At 56.5% G+C, this 19,795-nt stretch carries 15 protein-coding genes; 3 read left to right on the top strand and 12 right to left on the bottom strand.

The window, feature by feature from the left end; translation table 11 throughout:
* Positions 1 to 5 precede the first annotated feature (5 nt).
* The 4 genes from C2L65_RS35965 to C2L65_RS35950 all read right to left on the bottom strand — a co-directional run bounded on the left by C2L65_RS35965 (position 6) and on the right by C2L65_RS35950 (position 2,788).
* Complete coding sequence (locus C2L65_RS35965; RefSeq protein ID WP_042304796.1) at positions 6 to 644, bottom strand: hypothetical protein; 639 nt, start codon at positions 642 to 644, stop codon at positions 6 to 8.
* On the bottom strand, positions 641 to 1,417 hold the full coding sequence (locus tag C2L65_RS35960; protein ID WP_042304795.1) for a sigma-70 family RNA polymerase sigma factor: 777 nt from the start codon (positions 1,415 to 1,417) through the stop codon (positions 641 to 643). The genes C2L65_RS35965 and C2L65_RS35960 overlap by 4 nt, the downstream gene beginning before the upstream one ends.
* An 83-nt stretch (positions 1,418 to 1,500) precedes the next feature.
* On the bottom strand, positions 1,501 to 2,031 hold the full coding sequence (locus C2L65_RS35955) for a hypothetical protein (protein ID WP_042304794.1): 531 nt from the start codon (positions 2,029 to 2,031) through the stop codon (positions 1,501 to 1,503).
* A 1-nt stretch (position 2,032) separates the two neighbouring features.
* Positions 2,033 to 2,788: a sigma factor gene (locus tag C2L65_RS35950; protein WP_156132223.1), complete on the bottom strand. Its 756-nt coding sequence runs from the start codon at positions 2,786 to 2,788 to the stop codon at positions 2,033 to 2,035.
* Between the two features lie 389 nt (positions 2,789 to 3,177).
* On the opposite strand from C2L65_RS35950, the gene C2L65_RS35945 reads away from it, so the two are divergent.
* Positions 3,178 to 6,981, top strand: coding sequence for a hypothetical protein (locus C2L65_RS35945; RefSeq protein WP_042304792.1), 3,804 nt, complete (start codon positions 3,178 to 3,180; stop codon positions 6,979 to 6,981).
* A 58-nt stretch (positions 6,982 to 7,039) separates the two neighbouring features.
* Here C2L65_RS35945 and C2L65_RS35940 read toward each other — a convergent pair whose 3' ends face one another.
* From C2L65_RS35940 to C2L65_RS35930, 3 genes are all read right to left on the bottom strand, one after another.
* A complete protein-coding gene (locus C2L65_RS35940; RefSeq protein ID WP_052426779.1) occupies positions 7,040 to 7,885 on the bottom strand; it encodes an HNH endonuclease in 846 nt (281 codons plus the stop codon).
* On the bottom strand, positions 7,886 to 9,430 hold the full coding sequence (locus tag C2L65_RS35935) for an AAA family ATPase (protein ID WP_042304791.1): 1,545 nt from the start codon (positions 9,428 to 9,430) through the stop codon (positions 7,886 to 7,888).
* Positions 9,431 to 9,851: 421 nt separating this feature from the next.
* Positions 9,852 to 10,436 (bottom strand): alpha-ketoglutarate-dependent dioxygenase AlkB family protein, encoded by a 585-nt coding sequence (locus C2L65_RS35930; protein WP_042304790.1) that lies wholly within the window; start codon positions 10,434 to 10,436, stop codon positions 9,852 to 9,854.
* 261 nt (positions 10,437 to 10,697) lie between these two features.
* On the opposite strand from C2L65_RS35930, the gene C2L65_RS35925 reads away from it, so the two are divergent.
* Complete coding sequence (locus C2L65_RS35925) at positions 10,698 to 11,846, top strand: alkene reductase (protein WP_042304920.1); 1,149 nt, start codon at positions 10,698 to 10,700, stop codon at positions 11,844 to 11,846.
* A gap of 435 nt (positions 11,847 to 12,281) precedes the next feature.
* On the opposite strand, the gene C2L65_RS35920 is transcribed toward C2L65_RS35925, so the two are convergent.
* The 5 genes from C2L65_RS35920 to C2L65_RS35895 all read right to left on the bottom strand — a co-directional run bounded on the left by C2L65_RS35920 (position 12,282) and on the right by C2L65_RS35895 (position 17,302).
* Positions 12,282 to 12,890, bottom strand: coding sequence for a TetR/AcrR family transcriptional regulator (locus C2L65_RS35920; RefSeq protein ID WP_042304919.1), 609 nt, complete (start codon positions 12,888 to 12,890; stop codon positions 12,282 to 12,284).
* Between the two features lie 602 nt (positions 12,891 to 13,492).
* Entirely contained in the window at positions 13,493 to 14,803 is a 1,311-nt protein-coding gene (locus tag C2L65_RS35910) for an MFS transporter (protein ID WP_208647220.1), read from the bottom strand.
* A 246-nt stretch (positions 14,804 to 15,049) separates the two neighbouring features.
* Positions 15,050 to 15,445 carry a nuclear transport factor 2 family protein gene (locus C2L65_RS35905; protein WP_042304788.1) on the bottom strand — a complete coding sequence of 132 codons (396 nt, stop codon included), beginning with the start codon at positions 15,443 to 15,445 and terminating at the stop codon, positions 15,050 to 15,052.
* Between the two features lie 177 nt (positions 15,446 to 15,622).
* Positions 15,623 to 16,414, bottom strand: coding sequence for a type 1 glutamine amidotransferase domain-containing protein (locus tag C2L65_RS35900; protein WP_042304787.1), 792 nt, complete (start codon positions 16,412 to 16,414; stop codon positions 15,623 to 15,625).
* Positions 16,415 to 16,612: 198 nt separating this feature from the next.
* Positions 16,613 to 17,302, bottom strand: coding sequence for a cysteine hydrolase family protein (locus C2L65_RS35895; RefSeq protein ID WP_042304786.1), 690 nt, complete (start codon positions 17,300 to 17,302; stop codon positions 16,613 to 16,615).
* Between the two features lie 1,214 nt (positions 17,303 to 18,516).
* On the opposite strand from C2L65_RS35895, the gene C2L65_RS35890 reads away from it, so the two are divergent.
* Positions 18,517 to 19,737: a hypothetical protein gene (locus C2L65_RS35890; RefSeq protein WP_042304785.1), complete on the top strand. Its 1,221-nt coding sequence runs from the start codon at positions 18,517 to 18,519 to the stop codon at positions 19,735 to 19,737.
* Positions 19,738 to 19,795 lie beyond the last annotated feature (58 nt).

The raw sequence follows: 19,795 nt of genomic DNA, 5'->3' as shown, positions 1-19,795 counted from the left end.
TGTCCTCAGTCAAGAAGAGACCTGATTTGTTCTTCATTCAGCCCAGAGTGCATCAAAGCTTCCTCGAAGCTTTCCTTGGATTTGTTTTGTGGTTTGCCTTCGGCCTTAAAACTTGCCATAGGAGATATTGCAGCTGGCAAGCTTAGAAACTGCCGGATGACCTCGACGCTTGCATTAAGCTCACGCGCAAGACGCTCTGTGAAGCGTCGGGAGACTGTTGTGGAGTCAATCTCCCTGTCACGTAGCTGATTTAAAACCAATGTATTTATTCCAAGTCGGGAAGCGAGGTTCCTGTAGGCTGGTCTCTCAAGTGAGCTCAGTCTATTTTCAATGGATTTAGCATCATCCCGAGACTCTCCAAACACGCACCCGGTCTCGTCAAAGTATCGGCTTTGAAATACGCTGACCGATACTGTCGCCTCTTCGATATCGCGAGAGTCAAGGCTTCCAGCTTCGCCTTCCAATTGGTGCGCCTCGCCGCCTGCATCCATGAGCTGGGACGCAAGACTCCTCAACTGCGATTCGAATTGGGGATACTTCTCGACGTAGTAGTCGAGAAGTTGCTGGTCGGGGGTGTCCTGTTCAACGGAAAATTGTATTAACACTTCTCGCAGCACAGGAGACGATTTCTTGATGGAAGTCATTGACGCTCCTTGAATTTCGACAGCTTCTTGGTAGCACTCGTGAGGCGGTTGCGGACAGTGCGTTCGCTGAGATTGAGCTTCTTAGGGATCGTTTCCTCATCCGCATCCTTTGAACTCGTTTTCATTCCCTGTAGATAGCGTAGTTCAAGTATCGAACGTTCTTCCTCCGACAGAGCATGAAATGCACGCATGATCTGGGCGCCGAGGGCGGCTTTCTCCGGGCCCGTCAGGTCCCTGTTGTCGTCAAGGGGCGCGAGGTCAATTACTTCACCATCGTCTGCCAGATCCTCACGTGACGGATGCATCGCGTACCAGCGGCGGTTTTCTTCGAGCCGATCAAGCACGAAGAAAGACAGCGCTTTCGCGAAGCGAACCTCGAAGTAGTCAATCTCGTCGCTGGCAGGGGCAGCGGCGTCTTCAGCCACCAGCCTTGCCATCGCGGAACAGGTTTCATTGGCCAGATCGTCGGAGTTGCCGGGGCGGCGCGCGAGCCAGGGGCGTATCAGATGCCGGACCCGCGCCATAAACATCGGGAACAGTGCGTAGAAATCGTCGGCGCGTCGCTCCTTGCCAGCCCTGCGCAGTAAGTGGAGCAGCACTTCGTTCCGGATGTAGCCGTCAGCACGGTAATCAAGGTTTCCAGCCGCGCTTGCGACCAGTTTCGCGTCGACCGTCTCCCACTGGACGATACTCTCGTCGATATCTGGAAGGCGTTTGTAAACTTCGCCTTCCGCATTTTTTCGAGTTAAAGCCTTTGGCAAGATGTCCTCCACTGACGGGCGCCTTCCCGGTAAACCGGTCCAGCGCTATCAAACCGGCAAAATATTTTCGACCAGCAATGCGATGCCCGTGCATCTCATTCAAACAGTTGTTTGATTTCTTCCTCGGAGAGGCCGGATTCGCGCGCAACAGCCCCGAAGGACGCGGCTTCAGCGGCAACAACCGGCTTTGAATCCGACCGGAACATGCCGCCAACGGGAGGCGTCGGCGGCAGCGACAGGTACCGTCGAAGCACGACAACCGTCACGCGTAGCGCGGCGGCGAGCCGGTCGAGGAATACGGCCGGGAAGTCGGCGAGCAATACTTCGCGATCCCGGATGCGATTCAGGAACATGGTGTTGATGCCGAGCTCATGGGCAAGCTTGCGATACTCGGGTCGCTCAATGCCCGAAAATGGATTCACGTCATCGGCTGATGTCTCCTGCGCGCTGGTAGCGGCCGTCCGGGCGCGTGCAAGCGCCTCCCGACCTTTCTGGGCGAGCGCGTGGATATCGAGTCCTTCTTCCTGAAAGAACGCCGTTACCTGATCGTCGGGGGCATTCGCCAGGAAGTCGGCAACACTATGCTCAAGGGCGTCGTCGAACTGTGTTTTTTTGCTGACATTCATATCAAATGCTCCGTTTGTAGGCTTCGATTGCACGCGTGAGGCGACGGTCGGCCGACCAGAAGGCGGTCCATTCGACGTTCAGCTCCTCCCGGATCTGCTTTTTCTCTTTCCCGTCCAGCAGGCCGTCGAAGATGGCGAGCGACAACGGATGCTGCGCCAGCTGCGCTCGCAGAATCGAGATGCCGGCCTCGACAAGCGCGAGTTCCTGCAGGTCGCTGACCGTCTCCTCTGCCGATGCGTGGCCTTCCACCGCGATCGAGTCGATCGTGGAACTGCCGTCTTCCGTCGGAGGGAGTTGATGCTCGTAGGTCACGTTCACTGAATGCGATCCCTTCATGTGCTTGTGATAGTTGTGCGCGAGGCTCTGCATCACGCCAATCAGAAACGGCACGAATGCCACATTGGCCGGTTGCCAATACCGTCGCGCTTCGATTACCGCCTGAAACGCATCCTGTAGCAGATCCCCGGCATCATCCGGCGACAGTTCGCGATATTTCCGGCAGATGCGCTCTGCCTCGTATTGCAGGACCGCGAAATCGCGGTCGGCCAGCCCCGCAATCGCGGATTCGACCTGACTGCGCGGGGCAACCGCTCCGCTAGTGGCGGGCGGCCGGGGCACAGCCACCAAGGTTCCTAAAAACATCGTTGCCTCACCTAGTAATGCTCCGTTCAGAGCGGTTTTTGACAAACTTCGACAAATTTTTTTCAATGCGGCAAAAAGAGGCGTTTTGTTGAACCTGATTTCGAGGTTTAGCACTTCCCAGCGTGTCTATCCGGCAAACGATTTGTGTATCAGGACCAGGAAGACCACGCTGCTAACGCTCCGATCGCCACGCGCGTGCCGAATCTGCACACGCGGATTGATGCGCTTTGAATTAACGTGGATAGCTGCGGATGTTAAGCCGGGTGTATTGTCATCTGGAGCACGATAAGTTTCCAGACTTGTGAGCAGATTTGTTGGGCGCCGCCGTTCCGAGGGCGCCGTTGCAGTTGTCTCTGGACGTACCCGCACCTACAATCCTTCGTCTTAACCCGTGCGAGACTCGCTCCGGCATCTACACTAGGCCTTTCATGCCGTGAGGACGGATCGGCTTGAACTGGAGTCCGATATGCGCCCGCCGAGGGAACTACGTCGTTGGAGATCCTGTGAGTCTCATTACCGAAAATCTTCTGGATGACTGGGTGCGAGGACATGCCGTCGAGGCACAAGGGCTTATCGTAGAGCTCGTGTGGCGCCTCGTTGCTGCATCATCACCGCAACCGACGAATCGCCGCTTTCCACTCGGCGACAGCATCGGGCAACCCGGACCTGACGGCGAATTGCAAACTCCGTTCGCCTGTGAGCCGTTCATTCCTGATGGACACTCATATTGGGAAATCGGCACGAACCTGGATGCCGGCGCCAAGGCAACAAGGGACTATCGGGAGCTCACCGAAGCTGTGCCGGCTCATGTGCGAGCCGAATCCACTTTCATCTTCGTGACACCGCTTTCCGGTCGCAGAGGGTGGCCGAGTGACTGGAGAGGCGAGAATCAGCTTGTGTGGATCGACACGCGCCAGCGGCGCAACGAGTGGGCTGATGTGCGCGTAATTGACGGTACGAAGCTGGTTGAATGGATGCACGCGATGCCAGTGGTCGAACTTTGGCTCGCGAAACGGCTAAAGCTGGCTGTGCATCAGCTTGAACTGCCGGGCGAGCATTGGGAAGTTATCAGTTCGGGCGATGGCGAACCCGCGCTGGCGCCGGCGACATTCCTTGCCACGCGGCAGGACGCGTGTGACCGGCTCGATCAGGTCCTGCGCGGTGACGTCGCACGGCTTCGGCTGGAAACCGCTCACCCTGACCAGGCCGTTGATTTTGTTTCTGCTTACATTGCGAGCCTCGAGCCTGAACGACGCGCAGACATCGCCGGCAGATGCGTGGTGATCTCGGGGGGCGACGCGTGGACGGACTTCGTTGCTCGTGAACAGCCGCATGTCCTGATCGCCGCCCCAGAGCTCGACGTCGCCAGTGAGCGAGGAGCGATGCTTCTCGACAAGGCACGACGGGCCGGTCATCGCCTCGTGTTCAGTGGATCTCCCGGAGGCGTAAAAGATCCGTTTACTGTGCATCTGCCCAATCCGCCCACGTATGAAATTGAGCGCACTCTAAGAGAAGCGGGCTTTCCTGACGAACGCGCCCGAGTTCTGGCGCGCAGAAGCTATGGCGATTTGAGTTCGCTCGTGCGCTGCTTCAAGGGATCGTCGGCGCTCCCGGCATGGGCTTCGGGACCGCACGCAGAGGATCTCGCTGTCGCGATGCTAATTGGTGGGTGGCAGGAGGAAAGGGCGGATGACATTGCCACTGTCGAGGCAGTATCGGGCAGACCATATACCGAATGGGTGCAGGTCCTGCGGCGCGCGACGGCGGAACCGGGCTCGCCTCTGACGCACCGGGACCGGGTCTGGAAGTTCGTCGCACGACATGACGGATGGCGAGCGTTGGCGGACCACGTCTACGACTCACATCTGGATGCGTTCAAAGCGGCGTCGCTCGTTGTGCTGGCAGAAGATGATCCAGCGCTTCAATTGGAGAAAGATCGGCGTTACGCAGCAGCGGTGTATGGGAAAGCGTTCTCATACTCGTCGACGCTTCGCGAAGGTATCGCAGAAACACTCGCGTTGATAGGTGCACAGCCGAGCGCGCTGACGTCATGCACTGTCGGGCGGCCATCTGGGATTGCATCCCAGATTGTCAGGACCCTTCTTGAACGCGCATCGTCGAGCCGTTGGGCAGGCCTGAATGGGGTGTTGCCGCTGCTTGCCGAAGCTTCTCCACTTTCGTTCCTTGAGTGCGTCGACAGCGCATTGGGTGAAAAGCCATCTCCATTTGTCGGCGTTTTTGAAGAGGAAGACAGCGGAGCGTTCGGGCGCAACTATATGACCGGACTTCTGTGGGCGCTTGAAACGTTAGCGTGGGAGCGGGAGCATCTGGGACAGGTCGTGAGCTGCCTTGCGGAACTCGCTACCCTCGATCCAGGCGGCAACTGGAGGAATCGTCCCTTGAATTCGCTTATCACGATCTTCCTCCCGTGGCTTCCACAGACCTGCGCGCCGTTCTCGTCGCGTCTCACGGCCGTGACAGGACTTCAGCAGTCGTTTCCCGACATCGGCTGGAAACTTCTTCTTGGGCTACTTCCGACTGCCAACGTCTTTTCGAATGGCGCTCGCAAGCCGACGTTTAGGGCTTCGATTCCGGAGACCTGGTCCGACTCGGTGGGAGACACCTCGTTCGAAGAGCAAACCCGCGAATACGTCAGGCTTACGGTAGACGCCGCAGGATCTGATGGCAGCAAGCTTGCTGACTTAGCCGCGCGTATTGATTCACTGCCGTTACCACTGTGGAACGACGCGGCGTCGCTGTTCGATAGCGAAGAGGTCAGAGCGCTCGATGAGCGTGCTCGATATGAGCTATGGAAAGCGCTGCAGGAAATGGTAGGGAAGCACCGTCAATTTCCCGACGCGGAATGGGCGATGACATCTATCCAGGTTGGTCGTCTCGCCGATATCGCCGCGACACTTGCTCCGCGACCTCCCGCGCTTCGGCACCTTGGATTGTTCGATCCGAATGATCCTGTCACCTACCAGGATGGCGGGGACTGGCACGAGCACGTACGTATGCTGGCCGAAAGGCGGCGCGCGGCCGTCCGCGAACTCTTGGGTCAAGGACACCGGGTGCTTGTCGAGTTTATTGCTGAGGTGAAATCGCCGGGTTTGCTCGGGGCTGCGTGGGGTGAGATTGGCGATACGAACGACGATCGCCTGATTTTGCCAGCTTACCTGGTCAATGACGTAGTCTCCCTTCGTGACGGTGCATCGAGCTACGTCTGGGCGAGGTTCAGGAAAGGAGAATGGGCGTGGGTGGACAGCTTGTTATTGCGGGATTGGTCACCAGAAGAAGCTGCACGGCTGCTCATTTCGGTGCCCTTTAGCAACGAGGTCTGGCGGCGCCTCGATACGCTAGACCCGGCAGTCAGCACGACGTACTGGGCTACAGTCGGTGCGAATGCTGATATCGAGCCTGATGATTTGCTGTCCGGTGCGGAGCAGCTCCTTTCGAACAACAGGCCATTCGCAGCGATGCGGCTGCTTCATAGGGCGCTGCATATCGGACAGGAGGTATCAACCTCGCTTCTGTCGGAAGTGTTTCTGTCTGCGATTTCTTCGGCGGCAGACTTCGCCAGTATCGGCGGGAGTGATATAGGTTCGCTGCTCGGAGAATTGCAGAGCAGGGCGGATGCTGACGTCGAAGCGGTGTGCAGAATCGAGTGGGAGTTTCTCGTGCTTCTGGATCGCGATCCACGGTACAAGCCGGTTTTCCTCCGTCGGCGGATGGCGAGCGACCCGGAGTGTTTCTGCCATTTCGTGCGACTCGCATTCCACTCGACGACCGGAGTGGCCGAGGATGACCATGACGCTGACACGGACCTGAAAGAGGCCGTTGCGAGCAACGCCTATCAGCTTCTTGCTGGATGGAACTTGTGTCCGGGAATCGGCGATGATGGGCAGATGCAAGGCGCCGTATTCACCAAATGGCTAGCAGATGTCAGGCGACAGTGTACTGAGAGCGGACACCTTGATGTCGCGATGAGTATGCTCGGCAAATGCGTTGCTTACGCTCCGGCAGATCAGGATGGCCTCTGGCTCGATCGGACCGTGGCAAACGCGTTAAATGGTCGCGATGCCGAGGCCATGCGCAATGGAATGGTCACCGAAATGTTCAACTCGCGTGGGACATACGGCTTTTCCGGCGGCGCGGCGGAACTCGAAATCGACAAACAGTATGTGGATCGCGCCACGGCTATCGCCGAGGCGGGCTACCCACGCCTGGGCCAAGACATTCTCAAGCTCGCGCAGTCTTACGGAAATCAGGCTGAGCGCGATCGATTGCGGGGCCCTTACGGTACATAGTACGCGAATGCTCCTCTGCAACGGTCAGCCAGCAGGAACCAATCGCTGCCGCAGGGGATCAAAACTCAAGAGCGCAAAACCAATGGCAGTTGAGCAGGGCTTCGAATAGCGCAATCTTCCATGAATTGCATCGATGCTTGCGGCCGGCACGCAAGTTCCGTCCAAGTGCGTCTCGTATCTCCGCCGGTGTCATGGGAGGGTCTCTGAACATGTCCGCCAGTTCGGTTAGCGCCTCTGCAGCTTGCGTAGCGAATTTTCTGCCGAGCCCATAGTCTCGAAAATGGTTTTCCGCGCGGCGCACTGTCAGGGCGCTCCAATGCTCAGGGGCGCGGACAAAGTACCTTGCAGAAGGCGGCGACGTCCGGTCTATTTCGGCGAAAATCCACTGTTCTCGCATCAGTGGAGCGATGTCGTAATACGGATGGAAATTTTGGCCATCGTCTGCAGCGTTTGCCAACTTGCCCGTATTGCAATCTCTGCAGGCCGGAACCAGATTTTCTGGCAGAACCGAAAACCAGGGAAAGGCGGACTTGGGAAGGAAATGGTCGATGGTATGGACGTCACCGACCCCACAAGTCGGACACTTTCCCCCACCGGCAGCGCGTAGTTCGTTGTAGATCCTGCGAGCTTCCTTCGTTTCCGGGACCATTTGGGCACTATACAAGCTCCGCAACTCGCCTCTGGTGACTTCTCCAATGACGATCTCGGCGTCCTGCTTTTGTCGAGCAGGCTTCACGTCATGCAACATACCCTCACTGGCCATGTGATGGTAGAAGCCACCGATGTGCTTTATGCCTAGGGCAACCTTCCGTAACCGGCTCGTTAGCTCTTCATCGGCGATGCTTTCCACGCACATATCGAATGCAAGGTTAGGGGGGAATTCTGGTTTCGGTATTGCGAACATTCAGACGTTCCTCGATGCTAGCATTGCGCGCAAAACAGCCTGCCCTTCGAGCCCCAGCTGGTCATCATAAGCCGATAGGATCTGATCGAACGTTCGCCCCGTCTCAACTGCCTTCGCGAGCAGATCATGGAAACCAGACTTGCTCACATCAAGGCCGAATATCTCGCGAGTCAGCGAACCGACGTTCTCGCCGAACGTCTCAATTTCCGGTCGCGCTGCCCGGCTGACGCTTCCGTAGCGGGCAATCTTCGAGACGCACGATTTGGGAACTTCCTGCAAAACCACCGGCGAATGGGTCGCGATTATTGCGACTGCATTGCGAGCGGTCAGCAATTCACAAAGTGCACGTGTAAATGCGGACAGAAGAGGTGGATGCAGATGACTCTCCGGCTCGTCGAGAAGTATCAGACTTTTTTCTTCAATCGTCTCAACGAGCCGGGTTATAGTGAGCAGCACGATCTTGTGACCCGAGCTCAACGGCTCAAACAGCTCACGGGCACCGATGCTCGCTGCAGCCCCCGCCAACGTGCCGTCGGCAAGGTTCGATAGGTTTATGTCTGCGAAATTCTGATCGAATTCGAGCGTGCGAATCGCCCTGCGCCAGTGTCGCCGCTTAGTTGCCGTACGGAGGCAGACTTCAAGGCTCTCCGCGAATTCGCTGGAAAGGTCGGTAAGCGGCTTGAGCGTCGTGCCGCTCTGGTCCGTCGTGGCCGCCCGCCGTTTCAGGCCGACATAGAAATAGCTCACGCCCTTTGATCTGTCTGTGCGATCGGGAGGCGGATTGAACGGATCAAAGGCACTGAATGCGACGGACGTAACGCTGCTGAAATAGTTTGAGGGCATGGGGTGATGCATACCCCCCCGCCGCTCGGTAATGCTGAATGCACCGACCTCTGATACAGGGCGTTGCTCAACAATCGCGCCCGCGATCGCATTGAGAAGCGTTGTCTTTCCGACGCCGTTTCGGCCTATAACGACGTGGATATTGGTCGGAGGGTGTGAAGTGGGGATTACCTCAAATGCGAGCTCCATTGGTCCCCGTCTGTCTCCAACCGGGGCGGTGTAATAGAAGCGAAACTCAGTAAGAGCTACACCTCCCGCGAGGATGCGTCTGAATTGCCCCTCGATGGCAGAACGGCTGACAGAACGGAGCAGAGAGGTTGCAAACACCTGTTCGTCGTCTGCCCGCGCTCGTAGGTCCGCGTCGGATACGAGGTCTTTCATGTGCCGAAGATATTCCTCGCGAAGAGCTTCCGGGACGTCCCTCAGCCGTTCGTAGTATTCGGGTTCTTGTCCAAGGGAAAAATAGTTGGCTGGAAGCGAAGCAAACGACGACGACAGCGTATCGGATGTGCGGCCAGGCTGCTGTCCGAAGTAGCCAATTTTGACTGGCCCAATCTCATGTACGTCGCCTTCAGCGTCGTAAATGCGGGCGTTAAAAAACGTCTTGAAGGAGTAGTCATCCCAGTCGTTAAGAAGAAGTACGACCAGGTTAGCCAGGTGGACGCCCTGAGGCGGCGCGTTCAGGAAAAACTGCAGGGACATGTGGCCTCCGACTTGAGGTCACGATTCTAACCTGCTGCCGATGCGGTAATAGGCAATGTTTGAGTCGTTTGCGTTCTCGTGTTTTCACTACTCAAGTACCGCGTGTCCAGTGCCGATATCTGGTCGGACGCCAAGGTTTTTCGCGACCCCACAAGGTTGGGCATCACCCGCAAAGGTCGTCATTACAAGAACGCTCGCACGGGCGATCACTACGAGAAACGCCAGTGAGTGCGGCTGGCGGACCTTCAACGCGTTGACGGCCTGTGGTTTTCCTGGAACGCAATGGCACCACAACGCTTCCGGTGCGAGAACAAGCTGGCGGTGCGTGTCACGCCGATCGCATCATCCATATGCACCTCAAGCAGGTTCCGCGTGCGAGCCACCCAACATACGTATGAGCCTCGTCCACTAATTCCGACGCTCAAAAATCGAAACAGCGAAATGCCAGGCTGATACGGGGACCGCAGCGGGCCGTCAATTTCGGTATTCCGTGTTCGTGAGTCAGTTGCGATTCGTAACTCATCATCAGAACGCTCCCTGCCTCAAGATCGATGTGCCGGACACGGCCCGGATCACGTCTTGGCCGGATTGACATCCGGCGAGCCTCGCCGAGCGACAAAACGGCAATCGGCTGGCCGACAGTGAGTTTCTCCACCTTGTCGCCATGTGGAGCAACACTGTCATTTTCATCACGATAAAGATTCAGGCCGACGCTGTTGAACGGTGCGCTGACGAGAGAGCGCATTTCTGCAAATGCATCGGAAAGCGGCTCGGGTAACTCAGATTCCCCATCATCTCTGTACGCAGCCATCAACCGGGGGACCGCAACCTCACGGTCATACATCATGCGGCGGTAGGTGGCCCACGGCGCGTTTCGCATAAGTAGGTCAAACCAGTGCTGTGCCAACTGGGCACTGATGGCCGCCGGCAAATACCGGATACCGCCTTCGTCGTCCTGTACGACCGAGAGCGGTTCTGCCTCGAAAAGCCCTTGCTGAAACATCATCACCGGTTCCTTCGCTGTCTGGCTCAGGTGCCAGATTTCCGAACGATTATTGTACCTGTTTTTTTATACAGTATTCGGGTCAGGATGACATCTGAGCGCCAGACCGCGCTGGGCGCCACCGATGAGGATTTATCCGATTCTTCTCATCTATGGGAAGCAATTACCCAAAGACACATTCTAGACGTGTGAATTGCAGAGGGCTATCGTCCTCCCATCAATTTATCGATAGATAGTTCTCACAATGTGAAAGGAGAGTTGAAGATGGTCACCACGACGAAAGTACAAAAAACGCTGTTCACGGCAGCCAAGATCGGCGCGTTCGATCTGAAGCATCGCATCGTGTTGCCGGCACTGAGCCGACTGCGCGCTCAGTGGCCCAGCGCGAACCCCAGCGATCTGATGCGCGACTATTACAGCCAACGCGCCTCCAACGGCGGTCTGCTCATCGCTGAGGCGACGGCAATCGCCCCCGAAGGACGCCCGTATCATGCGGCGCCAGGCATCTACACCGAAGAACACGTCGTGCGCTGGAAGCAGATCACGGATGCCGTGCACGCGAAAGGCGGCCTGATCCTTCTTCAGTTGAATCACGCTGGCCGCGCCACAAGCACGGCGATCAGCCAGGTCACGCCGATCACCGCATCCGTGAACGAGAGCTTCCTGAAAGATGAAACTATCGTTGTGACGACGCCTGACGGCCTGGTGCGGCCGTCGGCGCATCGGGCGCTGGAAACCAACGAGGTTGCTGGTGTCGTCGAGCAATACCGTGTCGCAGCAGTGAACGCCAAGCGAGCAGGGTTTGACGGCATCGAGCTTCTCGCGGCGCAAGGTCACCTGATCGAGCAGTTCCTGCAGGACGGGAGCAACAAGCGCACCGACATTTACGGTGGCTCGATTGAGAACCGTGAGCGCTTCCTGGTCGAAATCATCGAAGCCGTTTCGACTGTGTGGGGCGCGGATCGAGTCGGCGTTCGCCTCTCCCCGAGCAGCACGTTCAACGGCATGAGCGATAGCGACCCTCGTGCGCTCTTTCGTCACCTCGCAGCGCGATTGAATGACCTCGGTATCGCCTATCTCCATATCATCGAGCCGCGTATCAGTGGTGACAGTACGGTCGACGAAGCCAAGGAGGCCGTTGCAGCGAGTGAGCTCGGGGAACTCTTTGATGGCCCGATTATCGCGGCTGGTGGCTTCACTCCGGCAACTGCGGAAGACACTGTCACCAATGGTCTCGCCAGCCTCATCGCCTTCGGACGCCATTTTACGTCGAACCCCGATCTCCCGTACCGGATCGAGAACGGCCTTCCGCTGACACACTATGATCGGAGCACCTTTTACGGTGGTGACGGACACGGCTATATCGACTTCCCGACGTACGAAGAAGCGCGCGAGGCCGAACAGACGGCATAAACGAGGTGTAGCACGATAGATGGAGACTACGCTGTCCGGGATCGCCCCGGGCAGCCTGGCTGGTGCCCAACTTTGCTATGGGAATCGCGTGTCCATCTATCCACAGCGGGCCGTGCGTCAACGCTAGCGACGGATACCTTTTGTGCGCAACGAGTTTCACCTTGCCCAGCGGCCAGACAAAAAGGTCAAGAAGTCTCATCGTAGCCGCATTGAGGGCGGCCTTGAACATAAATTGCGAGTGACTGGAATCAGGACCAAATAAGTATGGCTGGCAGGACCCAAGGCGCGTAATGCCTCCCATCCGTTACGAGTCCCGTTCCCGATACTCAGAATCAGATAAGCGACACGCTTGATCCTATAGAAGATCCCACCCGGCGGCAGCGTTCCAGCACGAAACGTGGCGCGTCCTAACTCTTGGCTGCGGTTACTTTCTCACTAGACCCTGGACGTCTTTGCATTTTCGTCTTGAATTTTCGCAACCGGCTTCAGCAAGCGGCGCTTTGTTATGTTAACAATGCGGTCAGAAAACTTAGGGTCGTCAAAAAGTCGCGCCATCGTTATCGCCCCAATCGACGCAGAGAGGGTAAAAATCGCATCGTCTTCTGCCGAAGCACCAGCAGCATCGCCACTCATTTTTACAGCAATATCAATCAGTTGCCGCAATCCATTGCTGACGCCTTCGCGGGTAGTCGCGTCGGCGCGAGCCAGTTCACTTCCCATCTGAACTACCGGGCAGCCTCCCAATACTCCATCCCGAACTTCTGAAGTCAGGTAGCCTCGGAGATACTTGAGAAACGAGGGGGGGCCCTTAGCAGCGGCCGCTTCGGCTGCTTCCACGAATACTTCGATGCTAAGCGCTGCGGCCTCGGCAACCAAGGCCTCTTTCGAACTGAAATGGCGATAGAACGCGCCGTGCGTCAATCCAGCTGTTGACATTATTTCGGCTACGCCTGTCGCAGCAATTCCTTTTTCCTTAAAAGCTTTGGCAGCGACCGCCACAATCCGCTTGTGTGTTTCTGCCGTCTCGGCTTTCGACTTTTTCATTGATTTTCTCCTTCGAGAACGCATCTCGACCAGAGGCTGCGTCGAGACCATACGAATGTAATGATGTTACCATATTTAGATGATGTTGATAAACTAAAAAGGGGAAAACGTGTGGTACGTCGTCATTGGTTGGCCACGGCGAAGTTGACACTCCGCGCCCGCATTGCCCCTTTAACAATTCGCCGCCAGGGTGTGACCAAAGTCCTTAGCCGGCTTGAAGATAGACCAACTATCGCTCCGAGCCACGGGGGGCCTGTGATGCAACTTGCAATAAGGCATCTACCCACCGACGATGATGTGTGAGACCTGTCCCTGCCAAACGCTGACCCGCATGTTGTCGAGGCTCTCGTACTCTCTGGACTCAGGAGAGGGTGCTGTCGTTGATAAGTCGATCAAGTCTCGAAAAACGTACGAGATCTGGCGTTGCCGGATAGAAGAATTCACACACATAGGGCAAGTTCTAGACGTCAGAGCACTTTGCGAGGGGGCAGAGGCGGCGTTTTTCCAGACAATGCGCGAGATGCCATAATTCTGAGCCGCCCCTCGGTTGACTGGACTACTCGCCTATTTATTCATTCCGCGATTTCGATTTTCAAAAATGCTCAGGGCCGCCCCAAGGTTCCTCGATCCCTGTTTTGCGCCCCAACTCGGATTCCCCCAAGATACGCAGCAATCGCCAACAACTGGATCAACACGGCAGTCAGGAACACGACGTCGTTCGACCATATTTGTCGCAGTAGGCCAAACACTGCTGGAGCGATTGCGTATGCGCCCTGCGAAATAGCGACAATTAATGCCACGGCACGAGGAGCATTCCCGCTCGACAACTCGAGGTTGGCTATAACCGGTGGGACGGAAATGGCATTGCCGACTCCGAGTCCAAAGAGCACTACGCCGAGGATAAGAAGCGCGGAACTGGTCCCTGCCGCGAGGATCAAAATTCCGCACCCCACGGCCTGAGCTAGCAAGCTGAGTGAGGCAATGACACGCCAGTTCGAGGTGCCGGAAGCTCGCCAACCAACGATCAGTCGGCCGATCACAGCGGCAACGCCGGATGCGCCGGCAGCCAATCCTGCGCCTTGCGTACCGAGCGTGGGGCTAAGCACCGAGACGAGATGGGCGACGATCCCAGTCTGGGCGAATAATGCGAGGGTCATGCCGGAGCATAAGGTTAGGAAGGCGCGGTCCTTAAACAGGTCTGCCTGATCTGCCTGCGAGAAAGTTTTTGAGCTTGTACCAACGGGTGAGACTGGGCGATCGAACGACTTGCCATCAGGTGCCTGACCGAGGCTTTCAGGTGTTCGTCCGAGCACAGTTGCTGCCAGCACACCAAGAGTCACGATCATGACTACCCCTATGACCAAGGCCGCAGCGGGAAAGCCGATTTTGTCGATCAATGCGACCCAGAAGGGCGAGAAAATCACTCCTCCAACGCTTCCGCCGTTGAACGCCACGCCTAGTGCCATGTGGCGCTTCGTAACGAACCACGGCGCAACGATCGCGTTGATTGCGACAGCGCCGAGGGTCGACCATCCGGTGCCTGACAGTAGCGCGGCAGCATAGAGCTGCCAAGGCGCATTCGCGAGCGCCCAGCCCAGAACACCCATTGCCATAACAACACTGCCGACAAAAGTGACGGTCCGCAGCCCAAATCGGCGATAGATGGCCGGTAGGTTCGGAATGACGATGAGGCCGACCAGAAAATGTAAAGTCATCGCCCCCGAAATGAGTGCGATCGGCCAACCATGCGATTGATGCACAAACTCAAGATAGACGGGCGGCCCATAGAAACCTGTCCCCCAGCCGAATACCGCAACGGTAAAGGCTCCTGCGACGACGCGCCAGCCGTAGAACTTCTCGCCGCGCCTTGCAGACCCAACCTCATCTAAGTGCTGCATCGATTCGTTAGCCATGTTATCTGTGCCGGACGTAGGATTGCAAATTGCCGCTGGCACAGGTTCCGGTGGGAGGACCGCCCCAGTCGTTTCACGCTTGATCAAGATAGGTTCCATTTATCAGCAATCTGGTGCTAGACGAGGGGTAGCGCAGGGCGTTAAAAAAGACGTCAAGATAGATGCGGAGAGGAGCTTTCTTGTCGAGGCCTGCCTCTCCCATCTACATGTTTGCGCACAATGTGCCGGCGTTGACGCCACGTGGCATCAGTACACTGTGTTTTCGTTCTTCGAAGCATCGGGAATCGCTTGCATCACGTCCCAGTGCTCTACGAGCTTGCCGTCCTGCACACGAAAGAAGTCGACACCGACGTCTCCGTTCTTGCTGACCAGGTTGGTCCAATGGGCATGTACAGCAACGATGTCACCGTCGGCAATAACCCGCCTGATATCGCCTTTTGCGTTGGGGAACGTTTTCAAGAAGAAATTGATGTAGTTGCGCAAACCCTCTACACCATCTTCAGCTGCAGCGGTGTGCTGGATATAGGTGTTGCCAACATAACGGGCGATTGCACCATCGACATCGCCGTCGAAATGCGCTTCTTTATAAAACGCCAAAACGACCTCTTTGTTTTTCTCTTGAACGTTTGCAGAATTGGTCATGATTTACTCCGTGAAGGCGCCACCGCAGTGGCGGTTGGTTTGCTGAAACTTTGGTATTTGCAGACGCCGGTTACCTGTCTGCTACCCGAGCACCTGATGACTTAGCAGCTGCGGGTAGCAGAGCGCCCCGTGAGAAGGGACATGGCCAGACGACTGCGACTGGGGTGCTGACCTTGCTCAGACTGCGCGGTCGAGCGCAGCGATGAACTTACTGGCCAGTTCGTGATCCGACATCGGGTTCTGGGCGGTCACCAGTTCACGGTCCACGATCACATGCGACGTGAAATTCTGGTCGGTCGTGACCACTTCAGCTCCGGCTGCCTCCAGCGCGTCCGGCATATTGAAGAGAAGCTTGGCGTGGAAAACGTTGTCTTCGGCATACTCCTCCTCACTTCGCGAGAAAACGGTCATGCGATAGCCTGCATACTGCCAACCCGTGGCGAGTTCACGAGCCTTGGCTTTGTCCCCGTTAATCAGCGCCGCGCGAAATTCGCGAGCGTTGCCCAGTTCAGCCAGGACTGAGATCGGGCCGTGACAGATAGCAGCCGTGGGCTTGTTCTTGGTGTGAAAATGACGAAGTACCTCTCGCACGTCCGGGTCCTGCATCACGTCAACCACGGGCGCGTGACCACCCGGGAAAAAGACGCCGGCGAAGCGGTCGAGCCCTTCATCGATCACGGAACGCACGGTCCGTACGCGATTCATGGCAGGATCATTGTTGAAGAAATCCCTGGCGCGGGTGCGAGCCGCGTCATCATTCGCAAAATAGATCAGCGCATCGGAGTCCCTGTCCATATGCGGCTTTTCACCGGTCGGGGTGGCGAGGACGAAGTCATAACCTGCGGCAACAACCGCCATCAACGGCACGGCGGTTTCATTTAAAAACTGGCCGATCGTGATCGTGCCACCGCCTTGCGCTTCAAGTTGGGTGGCGTTAGAACCGACGACGAGGATAGTGCCCTTGCTCATGAAAAACTCCTGTGATGAAAACGGAAGCTGCTCGTGCTTCCCTAGTTACTGATACCGATGTACGTGACTGGTCCTTCGGTGTGGTCCATTACCGCACCGTCTTTCGGTCTTCGTCATTTCGCTGAAATCGATCCTGGCGGGATCGGATGTATGTCAGGTCTTCGCGTTCGCACCGGCCTTGTGCAGAAAGATCTAGCCTTATTCCTTCGCGGCTTCCGCCATCCGGCGAACCGTCTCCTCGGTGGTCCATACAGCGTTTGCCATGAACCGCCAGTTAATCATCGCCGCATCATACCCAGCGCCTTCTTCGTTCGACGCGGCTGCAACCGCGTCGCGCACCATGATGACCTCGAAGCCATGCTGGATAAGATTGCGCATGTGATCCTCTAAACACAGGTTCGCAACCGGCCCGGCCATGATGACTTTCTCGATTTTCCGGCGTCGCAGCAGCAACGCTAGATCGCTTGTGGGAGCGTAGGAGACGTGGCGGGACGTGACGGTCGTTTCGCTATCCTCCATGTACTTCCTGAAGCGATCGGGAACATCTGCGCCCGAGCCTGGAACGTCATGAAAATGGAGCGGGCTCTCGCGCGACACGACACCACCATGCAAGGCAAGGTCTTCCATGTGACCTAGCGCTGTTTTACCCTTGTGGTCATGTGGAAAGAAGTAGTGAGGCGACATGAATACCGGGTAATTATTATCCTTTGACGCCTGTAGCAGGGTCTCCAAGTTTGCGTTTACATTGTTTCGCTTCATCAGCTCTTCGATCAGAACGTAATACTTGCCGCCCTCGGTAAGGAAATCGTTTTGGATATCGACCAGAACGAGCGCGGTGCGCTCCTTATCAAGTTTTACCTCTGGAGCACGATGCGTGAAGAGAGTCATTTTCAAATGTCCTGTCACAAATGAGACGTTAGAATTTCCGAACGGCCTTCGCCTGGTTCACCCTTGGACAGCTAAGTCAATAGAGCGAATAAAAGTGCAAGCAGCTTCACCCTGGTCTCCCAAAGACCAGAGCCAACGCGAACTCAACAACAAGATAAAACCCATCATCTATCCAGTACGATACGCCGTTTAGCTGATAAGACTGCACTGAACGTAAAGATAATCCTCCTTCACTAAAACGTCAAGCGTCTTTTTTGTCGTGCCCGCAACCCAAGCCGCTGCATGCAGGCGCACAGGGGTATGTGCCGGTGCGATTCACGATGAACCACGATATGCTGAGCTGACATGAGAGCGACGACACAGATCGCTGTCTTGCTTTTGAAGTCACGTCCTACGCTGTTGGCACGGGCGATCACGACGACGTACTGGGCAGATAGGCGAGGGATGCTCTGGACAGTTAGGGACGCACTCTGGCCTGCGAGATGACTACGGCCGTTTGGCGGTATCGGCTCGTCGACCTTTAGATGACATCCGAAGGCGATCAATATCCTTCCCGATCGCCTGGCCCATGAACGCGACCGAGCAGGCCAGCTCAGGCTCGCAAGCATGGACAGCAACGCTCGACGAGGAAAAGCCAGTAATCTGCCGGAACTTGGCTGTCGCGAGCCGGACGTGTCCATGACGTCGGTGATCTTCAGTGCAGAACGGCCGGGTTCTTCATCGGCGGCTGCGCATTTGGCCTTGATGGCCTCATGGCCAAGGAGTCGTTCCAGTGCCGGGTTGAGTCGGACTTCTTCACGTTCGCCGTTCGAAGGTGAGAGCGACCTGACGGTGAGCGCCCAGCTCCATCAGTAGCTTTGTCGGGCCACAGAAGGACCGGGGCGATGCGTGGTTTTGTGTTGCTACGCGTGTCCTTGCGAATAAGGAAGGGGAAGCACAGATAGGGGCGTCGATGCCAGTTCGCGCTTGCGCAAGGACGTGTGTTAGCAACGTGGCGAGGCGGTTTTCCAACGGGGTCGTCGGGTCAAAAACCGCTGGATCAATCGCGAGCGTCTGCGCGTTTCGCTGAATCAGATGGTCGAGAACAGCTGAGCCTGCGTGTCTGTCGTTATTGAATTCGTGAATGTCGCCCGGCCGGTGTCTTGCAAAAGTCTAAAGATGCCAGCGACAGTGCCGTTATCAACAGTCATACAAAACTGTGATCTCGTAGCTAAATGAGCAGCTTCTTTGGTGCGATACAGCATTGGTTCGCGGGTGATCTCTATGGACGCCATCTTGGATTGATCCTGCAGGAGGTAGGTAGCCGCCAACCCGAGGCGCTTACGTCCTTTTTGAAGGACGTTTTCGCGATCCATCGGGACGAGCTGCGGAACGTTCGATTTCAGGCCGAGTATCGTTTCCGAGGACTGCGAGGCTGGCGACGTGCCGACCTCGCGGTTTTCCGGGAGGACGAAGACGAACCGTTTGTGCTCGTGGAAATCAAGTATTTCGATAAGCCGATGCCCGAGACAGAGGTGAAGCCTGCACAACTGGCCGACTATGCGGCGTGGAAGCGCAGGAAGGGAGCCGGGCATCACGTCCTATTATTGTCACGCGAACTATATCGATCCGAGGGAATAGAAGCCCGTCGTTGGGATGCCCTGACCCGGCATCTCCGGAAGTTCTCCGCCAGATCGGAACTTGTGGCGATGCTGATCGAATACCTTGAGGAGGAAGGAAACGCGATGCAAGATATTGATGGCAGAGCCTTGACGCGGTATCTAAAACGGCTTCTTTGCAATAAGCCTGGCGCGAATAATCTTAATGGTCCAGTCGAGTTCGCAGCCTTGCTGAAGAACGTCCAGCTCGTATCGGGGGTGTTTCATGGGCACTTTAAGACCGCATGGAGAAGCGCGGGCCTCTCGACCGAAGGTGAGGGATACGATCGGCGTTCGAAGGTTGCCAGTATCGATTTCGAACTCTGGAATCGACTGAAACCTGTGAAGAACGTCGAGGTGCTGCTGGACGATGATGGCCGTCTCTGGAATGAGTATAAGAACGGAGGGACCGTCTTTGTCTTCGCGCGACATTCACTCGGGCATGCTGAAAACTGGATGCGAGTGAGATATGGAATGCTGTTCGAGATAACACCAGAAAACGATGAGAACAATCCGCCGAAAGCCTTCTTGCGAGCGGAAGTACGAGGGCGGGCGATATACAACAACGGCCTTGCAATACACAGGGAGCGCAAGATTGATTTCGTACATTTGACGGACTCGGTCGAGCGTTACAGCGAAAAAATCGAGACACATCTGAGCAAGTTGATTCTCGATGTAGTCGGCAAAACATTGGACGCCAAGCTGCACCTGAACGCCCAGCAAAAGAAGGCGCTTTCGTTGCTTAAGCGGTCTCTCAGCAGCAACCAGCAGCCGCGTCTCCTGGACGCCGCTGCGTGACCAGGACGCCAGAACGATTTCTAACGCTTTCCGTTGGATTCTGGTGACGGACCGTTCG

The organism is Paraburkholderia terrae, assembly GCF_002902925.1.
Taxonomy (GTDB): Bacteria; Pseudomonadota; Gammaproteobacteria; order Burkholderiales; family Burkholderiaceae; genus Paraburkholderia; species Paraburkholderia terrae.
The sequence above is the reverse complement of the archived record's forward strand: the minus strand, read 5'-3'. Positions and strand labels throughout refer to the sequence as shown.

Bases quoted from the DNA above. Each gene is read 5' to 3' on its own strand.
- C2L65_RS35965 (WP_042304796.1), bottom strand. From the start codon at position 644: ATGACTTCCATCAAGAAATCGTCTCCTGTGCTGCGAGAAGTGTTAATA.
- C2L65_RS35955 (WP_042304794.1), bottom strand. From the start codon at position 2,031: ATGAATGTCAGCAAAAAAACACAGTTCGACGACGCCCTTGAGCATAGT.
- C2L65_RS35940 (WP_052426779.1), bottom strand. From the start codon at position 7,885: ATGTTCGCAATACCGAAACCAGAATTCCCCCCTAACCTTGCATTCGAT.
- C2L65_RS35935 (WP_042304791.1), bottom strand. From the start codon at position 9,430: ATGTCCCTGCAGTTTTTCCTGAACGCGCCGCCTCAGGGCGTCCACCTG.
- C2L65_RS35930 (WP_042304790.1), bottom strand. From the start codon at position 10,436: ATGATGTTTCAGCAAGGGCTTTTCGAGGCAGAACCGCTCTCGGTCGTA.
- C2L65_RS35925 (WP_042304920.1), top strand. From the start codon at position 10,698: ATGGTCACCACGACGAAAGTACAAAAAACGCTGTTCACGGCAGCCAAG.
- C2L65_RS35920 (WP_042304919.1), bottom strand. From the start codon at position 12,890: ATGAAAAAGTCGAAAGCCGAGACGGCAGAAACACACAAGCGGATTGTG.
- C2L65_RS35910 (WP_208647220.1), bottom strand. From the start codon at position 14,803: ATGGCTAACGAATCGATGCAGCACTTAGATGAGGTTGGGTCTGCAAGG.
- C2L65_RS35905 (WP_042304788.1), bottom strand. From the start codon at position 15,445: ATGACCAATTCTGCAAACGTTCAAGAGAAAAACAAAGAGGTCGTTTTG.
- C2L65_RS35900 (WP_042304787.1), bottom strand. From the start codon at position 16,414: ATGAGCAAGGGCACTATCCTCGTCGTCGGTTCTAACGCCACCCAACTT.
- C2L65_RS35895 (WP_042304786.1), bottom strand. From the start codon at position 17,302: ATGACTCTCTTCACGCATCGTGCTCCAGAGGTAAAACTTGATAAGGAG.
- C2L65_RS35890 (WP_042304785.1), top strand. From the start codon at position 18,517: ATGAGCAGCTTCTTTGGTGCGATACAGCATTGGTTCGCGGGTGATCTC.